Source organism: Mycobacterium sp. (genome assembly GCF_049280035.1).
Lineage (GTDB): Bacteria > Actinomycetota > Actinomycetes > Mycobacteriales > Mycobacteriaceae > Mycobacterium.
In genome coordinates this window covers 1-7363 of the sequence record NZ_JBAPPI010000769.1, presented here as the reverse complement: position 1 = coordinate 7363, position 7363 = coordinate 1, and the positions used below count along the sequence as shown (strand labels likewise).

The 7363-nt window shown below is 66.2% G+C and carries 10 protein-coding genes; 3 read left to right on the top strand and 7 right to left on the bottom strand.

Annotated elements, in window-relative coordinates; all coding sequences use genetic code 11:
* The first annotated feature begins 210 nt into the window (after nucleotides 1-210).
* Nucleotides 211-417, top strand: coding sequence for a hypothetical protein (locus WAN71_RS24695; protein WP_422227846.1), 207 nt, complete (start codon nucleotides 211-213; stop codon nucleotides 415-417).
* Nucleotides 333-704: a barstar family protein gene (locus WAN71_RS24690; RefSeq protein WP_422227844.1), complete on the top strand. Its 372-nt coding sequence runs from the start codon at nucleotides 333-335 to the stop codon at nucleotides 702-704. Before WAN71_RS24695 ends, WAN71_RS24690 begins: the two co-directional genes overlap by 85 nt.
* Before the next feature lie 23 nt (nucleotides 705-727).
* On the opposite strand, the gene dinB is transcribed toward WAN71_RS24690, so the two are convergent.
* Both dinB and WAN71_RS24680 read right to left on the bottom strand, forming a co-directional pair.
* On the bottom strand, nucleotides 728-1951 hold the full coding sequence (dinB, locus tag WAN71_RS24685) for a DNA polymerase IV (RefSeq protein WP_422227843.1): 1224 nt from the start codon (nucleotides 1949-1951) through the stop codon (nucleotides 728-730).
* Nucleotides 1952-2025: 74 nt separating this feature from the next.
* Entirely contained in the window at nucleotides 2026-2676 is a 651-nt protein-coding gene (locus WAN71_RS24680) for a TetR/AcrR family transcriptional regulator (protein ID WP_422227842.1), read from the bottom strand.
* 76 nt (nucleotides 2677-2752) lie between these two features.
* Between WAN71_RS24680 and WAN71_RS24675 the strand changes: the two genes are divergently transcribed.
* The gene (locus tag WAN71_RS24675; RefSeq protein ID WP_422227841.1) at nucleotides 2753-4222 is read left to right on the top strand and encodes a flavin-containing monooxygenase; all 1470 of its coding nucleotides are present in this window, start codon (nucleotides 2753-2755) and stop codon (nucleotides 4220-4222) included.
* On the opposite strand, the gene rraA is transcribed toward WAN71_RS24675, so the two are convergent.
* The 5 genes from rraA to WAN71_RS24650 all read right to left on the bottom strand — a co-directional run bounded on the left by rraA (nucleotide 4219) and on the right by WAN71_RS24650 (nucleotide 7323).
* Nucleotides 4219-4719 (bottom strand): ribonuclease E activity regulator RraA, encoded by a 501-nt coding sequence (rraA, locus tag WAN71_RS24670; RefSeq protein WP_422227840.1) that lies wholly within the window; start codon nucleotides 4717-4719, stop codon nucleotides 4219-4221. The two genes, WAN71_RS24675 and rraA, sit on opposite strands and share 4 nt — an antisense overlap.
* A gap of 9 nt (nucleotides 4720-4728) precedes the next feature.
* Nucleotides 4729-5307 (bottom strand): nucleoid-structuring protein H-NS, encoded by a 579-nt coding sequence (locus WAN71_RS24665; RefSeq protein WP_422227839.1) that lies wholly within the window; start codon nucleotides 5305-5307, stop codon nucleotides 4729-4731.
* A 110-nt stretch (nucleotides 5308-5417) separates the two neighbouring features.
* Nucleotides 5418-5915: a copper resistance CopC family protein gene (locus WAN71_RS24660; protein WP_422227838.1), complete on the bottom strand. Its 498-nt coding sequence runs from the start codon at nucleotides 5913-5915 to the stop codon at nucleotides 5418-5420.
* Between the two features lie 14 nt (nucleotides 5916-5929).
* The gene (locus tag WAN71_RS24655; RefSeq protein WP_422227837.1) at nucleotides 5930-6628 is read right to left on the bottom strand and encodes a YcnI family protein; all 699 of its coding nucleotides are present in this window, start codon (nucleotides 6626-6628) and stop codon (nucleotides 5930-5932) included.
* Between the two features lie 38 nt (nucleotides 6629-6666).
* Nucleotides 6667-7323, bottom strand: a complete 657-nt coding sequence (locus tag WAN71_RS24650) for a DUF6474 family protein (RefSeq protein ID WP_422227845.1) — start codon at nucleotides 7321-7323, stop codon at nucleotides 6667-6669.
* Between the last annotated feature and the right edge of the window lie 40 nt (nucleotides 7324-7363).

The following is a 7363-nucleotide window of genomic DNA, read 5'->3' as shown; positions in this document are numbered from 1 at the left end:
GCGACTGCGGCAATCCACCCGATGATCGTCATTGTTCGGTCGGCGGGCGCAGCCATCATGGCTCTCGTCTCGACGCTACGGCGCCGGGCGCCGTGGAACCCGCTGACGCGACCTTCATTGGGAAATTATCGCAAACCGCCGCGATCCCGCCGGCCGGTAATTTGTTTGGCGCTTGCGCTGCTCGGGTGGGCAGGCCCATAGAGTGTGCTGGTGCACGGTGCGCGGTTTCTTGAGTCGGCGGTTAACCTGTATTTCAACCCTGCCGTGCTGGATCGCGATGTCGCTCAATTGCGTGATGGCGGCTATCACATTGTGCGGCTGAATGCGTCGCGGTGGCTGGGTGTGGTCGACATGCATCGAGACCTGGCGCGGATGTTCGGATTCCCGGTCACTACGGGCGCAACTGGAGCGCTCTGAATGATTGCCTGCGTGACGTCCGCGACCATGAGTATGGCTTTCCGGCAGAGGCTTCCGGACTGGCGATGGTGCTCACCGGGTTTGACGCCTTCGCTGCGAAGTTTCCTGATGACGCCCACACCCTGCTCGATATATATGCCGAGAACCAGCGGTCCGCATTGATTGACGGCGATAATCTGATTTGCCTGGTGCAGTCTGATGATCCCGCTCTGGTGCTGGCGCCGGTCGGTGCCACGAATCCGCAGTGGAATCCTGACGAATGGCTGAATCGCGACCGCGGATTGTGAGACTGGCTGTCGCAACACCCCTTTCAGTCGGGTAGATGCGGCATCTCCAGGCCGGGGTCGCGGCCGACCAGGACTCCGCGGGTCAGCGCCGATGTCCCGTAGCGGCGACGCACCCGGTCGACCGCCGCGTCGACGGCTCCGCTGGCTGAGACTTCCTCGGGCCTTTGCACCCCGGTGAGCGGCAGCATCAGCTGCTCGGCGCCGCTGCGGTCGATCTCCGAAACAGCGAACCCGACCAGCGTCAGACCACGCTCGGCGGTCAGCGGCGCGGCGGCTGCGACCAGTTGCCGGGCCGTGGCGAGGATGGTTTGCGTCGAGGCAGTGGCCCACGGCAACGTGTGCGACCGGGTGGCCCGGCCGAAGTCGTTGAACCGCAACCGCAATGTGACCGTGCGCCCGGTGCGCCCGGCCGCCCGCATCCGCCCGGCGATCCGGTCGATCAGGTTGATCACCACCGCGTCGATCTCGGTGCGCGACATGGTGTTGCCTGCGCGGCCAAGCGCGCGCTGAGCGCCCACCGACCGTCGGCGACCGCCCGTCGAAACCCGCCGCGGATCGACATTGCGGGCCAGTGCATACAGCCGGCCGCCCATCGCCCCGCCCACCAACGAGGCCAGCATGGACTCGCTGAGCTCGGCCACGTCGGCGACCGTTTCGATGCCGTGGGCGTGCAGCTTGTCGGCGGTCACCGCACCGACGCCCCACAGCCGGCGCACCGGCAGCGGATGCAAGAAGGCAAGCTCTCGGCCGGGCGGGACCAGCAGCAGGCCATCGGGTTTGGCTTCCTGGCTGGCGACTTTGGCGAGGAATTTCGTCCGGGCGATACCGACGGTGATCGGCAGCCCGACACGGCGGCGTACCTCGCTGCGCAGTCGGTCCGCGATCTGCACCGGTGTTCCGGAGACCCGGCGCAGCCCGCCGACGTCCAGGAATGCCTCGTCCACCGACAGCGGCTCGACCAGGGGAGTGGTGTCGCGGAAAACCTCGAACACCGCCTCGCTGGCCCGCGTATACGCGGCCATCCTGGGCGGGACCACCGCGGCGTGCGGGCACAGTCGCCGGGCCTGCGCGCAGCCCATCGCGGTGCGCACACCGTAGGCCTTGGCTTCATAGCTGGCCGTCAGCACCACCCCGCCGCCGACGATCACCGGCCGGCCGCGCAGAGCCGGATCATCGCGTTGTTCGACGGACGCGTAGAACGAGTCGAGGTCCGCGTGCAGGATGTGGGCTTCAGCCGACACGAACATATGTTCGCATCAACCGGTGACTTTCTTGGGCTAATTGCCCGGCTTCTCCTCAGTCCGCGAAGCGGACTGCATCGTCACCGGGCGTAACTAGGTTGTCCGTAGATGCTGCTGACCCAGATATGGGCGAGGGTGTCGACGACGCGGTCCTCGATGACCGCCGGCTGTTCAGCGGACAGGGTCGCCATCATGGTGCGCTCATTCATTTGGTTCAGCGACGTCGCGAGGTCTGCTGCCGGGATCGTCTCCGGTGCGGCGCCCCGCGCGCGTTCGGCGGTGATCATCGCCGCCGTGTGGTCGATCCACTTCTGCATGAAGCCCGACCACACGGCGCGGAACTCCGAGCTGGTGGCCAGCGCCTCCGTGCCTGCTCGGGCCACCGCACGATGGGAGTCGAACGCGGTGAAGAACGCTTTGATGCCATTTCGCCACACCCGACGCGGATCCATTGGCAGGCGTTGCGCTGCGCCGTCGAACTCCGCGTCGGCACCGGCGATCATGGGCTCGAGCAGCGACAGCAGCACCGCTTCTTTGGACTTGAAATAGAAGTAGAACGTGGGCCTCGAAAGGCCGGCGCCCTTGGCCAGGTCGTCGACGGAGATGTCGGCAAAGGAGCGCTCTTCGAGCAACCGCTGGGCAGTCGCAAGGATCGCCTGCTCACGGTCGTCGCCCGACGGGCGTGCCGAGCGACGCCCCCGTGCGCTGCGGGGAGAGCTGACGGTGGCCACGACCGCTACTTTACACGGTGTTGAGAAATTCGACAGGGTGTTGACGCACTCAACACGGTGTTGATAGCGTGGCGCCATGACTGAACACCTCGACGTCCTCATCGTGGGCGCCGGCATCTCCGGCATCAGCGCCGCTTGGCACCTGCAGGACCGCTGCCCATCCAAGAGCTACGCCGTCCTGGAGCGCCGGGATGACCTCGGCGGCACCTGGGACCTGTTCAAGTACCCGGGGATCCGGTCCGACTCGGACATGTTCACGCTCGGCTTCCGGTTCAAGCCGTGGGAGTCGGCCCAGTCGATCGCCGACGGCGCGTCGATCAAGGCCTACATCAAGGAGGCCGCGACCGAGAACGGTATCGACCAGCACATCCGCTACCGCCAGAATGTGGTGGCCGCCGAATGGTCCGATGCTGACAATCGATGGACCGTCACGGTGGACAACGACGGCCGACAGGAGCAGATCAGCTGCTCGTTCTTGTTCGCGTGCAGCGGCTACTACAACTACGACGAGGGCTACTCGCCGACGTTCGAAGGCGCCGAAGACTTCCAGGGCACGATCATCCATCCCCAGCACTGGCCGGAGGACCTCGACTACGCGGGCAAGAAGGTCGTGGTTATCGGATCCGGCGCGACCGCGGTGACGCTCATTCCGGCCTTGGTGAACTCCGGCGCCGGCCACGTCACCATGCTGCAGCGCTCGCCGACCTACATCGGCTCGCTGCCCTTGATCGATCCCGTCGCTGAGCGGGCCAACCGGTGGCTGCCGGCCCGTGCCGCGCACGTCGTGAACCGCTGGAAGGCAATCGCTTTCAGCACGGCTCAGTACCAGCTTGCCCGGAAATTCCCCGCCTACATGCGCAAGACTCTGCTGACGATGGCCAAGCGACGTCTGCCCGAGGGCTACGACGTGGAGAAGCATTTCGGCCCGAGCTACAACGTGTGGGACCAGCGGTTGTGCCTGGCGCCCAACGGTGACCTGTTCAAGACCATTCGGCACGACCAGGCCGACGTCGTCACCGACACCATCGACCGGTTCACCAAAACAGGCATCAAGCTCAGCTCCGGTGATGAGCTGCAAGCCGACATCATCATCACCGCAACGGGTTTGAACCTGCAGCTGTTCGGTGGCGCCGCGATCCGGCGTAACGGGATGCCAGTCGAACTCACCGAGTTGATGGCCTACAAGGGCATGATGCTGACCGGCATGCCGAACATGGCGTTCACCATCGGCTACACCAACGCGTCCTGGACCCTGAAGGCCGACCTGGTATCGGAGTTCGTGTGCCGGGTGCTCAACTACATGGATGCGCGCGGATACGACACCGTGGCGCCGCAGCATCCGGGCGACTCGGTGGACGAGCGTCCGCTGATGGACTTCACGCCTGGGTACGTATTGCGGGCGTTGGACTACCTGCCGAAGGCGGGCTCAGTAACCCCGTGGCGGCTCAAGCAGAACTATCTGCTGGACCTGCAGCTGATCCGGCGTGGCCGGGTCGACGACGAGGCCCTGGAGTTCGCGAAAAAGCCTGCCGCCCTGGCGGTTTAGCCGGTAGCGGCTGCGGCATTGCTTCCAGTGACGACGATCCCGTCGTCGTCGCTGTAGGCGATGTCGCCCGGCACGAACGTCACCCCGCCGAAGCTGACCGTGACGTCTCGCTCACCGGCACCGGTCTTGCCGCTCTTGCGGGGGTTGGTGCCGAGCGCCTTGATGCCGAGGTCGAGGTCGCGCAGGACGGCAGCATCCCGAACGGCGCCGTGCACCACCAGCCCGGCCCAGCCGTTCGAGCGGGCCAACTCGGCGATGACGTCGCCGACAAGGGCGGTATGCAACGAACCTTCGCCGTCGATCACCAGCACACCGCCCTCGCCCGGCGTGGACAGCACCGACTTCAGAAGTGCGTTGTCTTGCAAGCAACGCACTGTGGTGATCGGGCCGGCGAATTGGGTCCGCCCGCCGAACTGGCGGAACTGAACATCACAACTACGTACGGCGGGCCCTATATCGTCGACCAGGTCGGCCGTGGGCCGGAAAATCAGGGTCACCGGGCCATGCTAGCCATCGCGGCTCGCCCCGCGACGAAGCTGGCGCACCAGCAGCAAGGCCAGCAGACTGACCACGAGTGCCACCGCCAAAGGTACTGGTGACCGGCCGGCCGGCGCCGGGCCCGCTTCCCCCGACACTGGATTGTGCGCCGCGTCCACAGTCGACTTCGCATGTGCTGCTGCATCTTTCGCTGCTGCAGCAAGCTGGCCGTTGGTCTCGATCCGTGGTGGCGTCGGGGGTTGGATTGTTGGCTTGGCGGCAGCGTTTTCTGGGGGCGCGGCTTTTTTGGCGGGCGCCTGCTTAGCGGCTGCTTTCTTGGCGGCCGCCTTTTTAGCTGCTGCCTTCTTGGGTGCGGCATGCTGGCCCTTTTTTGCCGCTTTCGCGGCCTTAGCGGGCGCCTTTTTGCCGGGAGTCTTCTTCGCCGGTTTATCCGGCGCCTCGGCCGGCGGCGTTGACATTTCCGCGGGTTGCTCCGGCGGTTTTGGTGGCGCTACGTCGGCCGGTGGTGCGGGCGGGGCGGGCGGTGTGGGTGCAGCGCCGGGCGGGTGTTCGGGTGTGTTGTCCGGTCGATCCTGCGGGTCTGCCATTCGGCTGCTCCTTTGCAGTTTCTTTCTCGCCTCCACCGACCACGTACACCCGCAGTCGAATCCATCATGCCAGGCGTGAAATCCGGGCTAGCCGGGCAAGGACCGTGCCGTCAGGGCCGCTTCCGCGCCGCCCACAGCGCCGCGCCCCCAACCAACACAACCGCACCGGCAACGAACGGCCAGATAGGGATGCCGCCGCTAGAAGTATCCGTGGCGTCGGCCATCGGCCCGGGCGTGCCGGTACCCGGTGTCGTCAGCCGAAACGACCACGATCCAGACACCACATGGCCGTCTGCCGAGGTCACCCGGTAGTTCGCCGTATAGGTTCCGGTCGGTCCCAGCGGCCGCACGCCGACGCTGACAACCGCGCCGTGCACCTGCGGTTGCCCGGAAGACCACAGGTTGCCGTCCGGACCGACAACTGTCATCGCGGCGAACGTGGTTTGCAGCTCCTCGTTGAAGACCGCACTGACGTGGGTCGGACCGGTGCTGACGGAGGCATTGTCGGCGGGGTCGGTCGACACCCGGGCGGCGTGCGCACTTGCGGCTCCAGCGGTCAAGGTGGCGGCGAATGCAATTGCCGCCAAAAGCAGACTCACCGCAGCCATGCGTGTTTGCCGGCTCATGTTCGTCGAATCACGAGTGCGACACCGATACCCAGGGCAGCGAGGAGTAGCGCCGCTCCGCTGAGCACCCGGGCGGTGTTATCGGCTGTTGCCCTTGGCTTTTGCGTTTGCGATCCGGCCACGGCGGTCGGCGCGGTGGTACTGCTTGGGTTCGCGTGATGATGGGTTGGCGGGGGCGTCGGCCCCTCGGCGAGTGTCAGCACCGGCACCGGATTACTCGGCTCAGCCCCGCCGGGCTGCGCCGCCTGATCCCAGGCGACCACCGATCCGTCGGCGTAGGTCTGGGTCGCGGGGAAACTGACGGTGTCGGCGTCGGGCAGTTTCACCGATATCCGGAACAGCCCGAACTGGTCGACGGGGATTCCGCCGTTCGGCGCTGCTGTCCAGGTCACCGAGCGGACCGCGCCGGACGCCGAGTCGCGGTCGAGTTTGGCCGTCCAGCCTGGCTGGGTTTCGGTCTGTACCGCAGTGACATTGGACAGGTTGACCGTCAGAGCGGTGGTGGCAGCGCCCTTCGTGGACTCATTGGGCACCTGAAAGGAGACTATCGCCATGCCGCCGCGCACGGCGTCGTCGCTGCTGGCATGAACGTGGGCCGATGCCGGCGCGATGGCGGCGGCCGATCCGAGGTAGAGCGTGGTGGCGGCGGCGGCCGAGATCAGAGCGCGCCAAATCAGACTGCAGTGCCAGGGCATCCGATTGCTTTCCTTTCTCAGGGGCGGCATCGCGGACTTCAGGTCAATCCCAGCCGCGCCATCAGGTCGGCGTCGATCTCGTCGAGTTGTCTGGAGATCGCGGCGTGGGCGGTACGGCGGCGCGTGGCGGGCATATTCTCAGCAGCGGTGATGGCCGCCGACAGGTCGGTGAGCCGTTCGGAAATGGCGGCGACGAATTGTTTGGTCTCGGCGTCCTTGGGTTTCTTCTCCTGCACCGAGCGCAACGATTGCTCGGCGCCGGCGATGCGGGCCGACAGCCGGCCACCGTGCCCGGAAAATTGACCGATCTGGGCCAACGGAACCCCGAGTTGGTCAGCGCGCCGCTGGTCGATCAGCCCGCGGGCGGCTACGGCGATCCGGTAGGCCAGCGGCACCACGATGGGGGCCAGCAGCCGAGACACCGTCAGGAGCCGGCGAATCCGCGTCGGTGATAGCAACTTGCCCTCCTGCGCAGCCTTGAGCTTGGTTTCGGCCAACTTCAACGCCGTCCGGTCGCTGTCCCGCTGCGCTTTCAGCTGGTCGCTGAGCGCCTTCGACTCGGCGCGCTGCGCGGCTTTGAACCGGCGGGCCTCGTTTTTCGCGGACAGTTTCGCCTCGAGTTTGGCTCGGGCTTTGATCGCCCGGGCCTCGGCACGACGCGTCGCGCGGGTTTTTCGCTTGCCGAACAGGCCCATTCGCGGCCGCCTCCCCGGTATCTCGTCGACTATCGAGGTG

Coding starts and splice junctions, on each gene's coding strand:
- WAN71_RS24665 (WP_422227839.1), bottom strand. CDS start 5,307: ATGGCAGACCCGCAGGATCGACCGGACAACACACCCGAACACCCGCCC.
- WAN71_RS24675 (WP_422227841.1), top strand. CDS start 2,753: ATGACTGAACACCTCGACGTCCTCATCGTGGGCGCCGGCATCTCCGGC.
- WAN71_RS24660 (WP_422227838.1), bottom strand. CDS start 5,915: ATGGCTGCGGTGAGTCTGCTTTTGGCGGCAATTGCATTCGCCGCCACC.
- WAN71_RS24650 (WP_422227845.1), bottom strand. CDS start 7,323: ATGGGCCTGTTCGGCAAGCGAAAAACCCGCGCGACGCGTCGTGCCGAG.
- dinB (WP_422227843.1), bottom strand. CDS start 1,951: ATGTTCGTGTCGGCTGAAGCCCACATCCTGCACGCGGACCTCGACTCG.
- WAN71_RS24655 (WP_422227837.1), bottom strand. CDS start 6,628: ATGCCCTGGCACTGCAGTCTGATTTGGCGCGCTCTGATCTCGGCCGCC.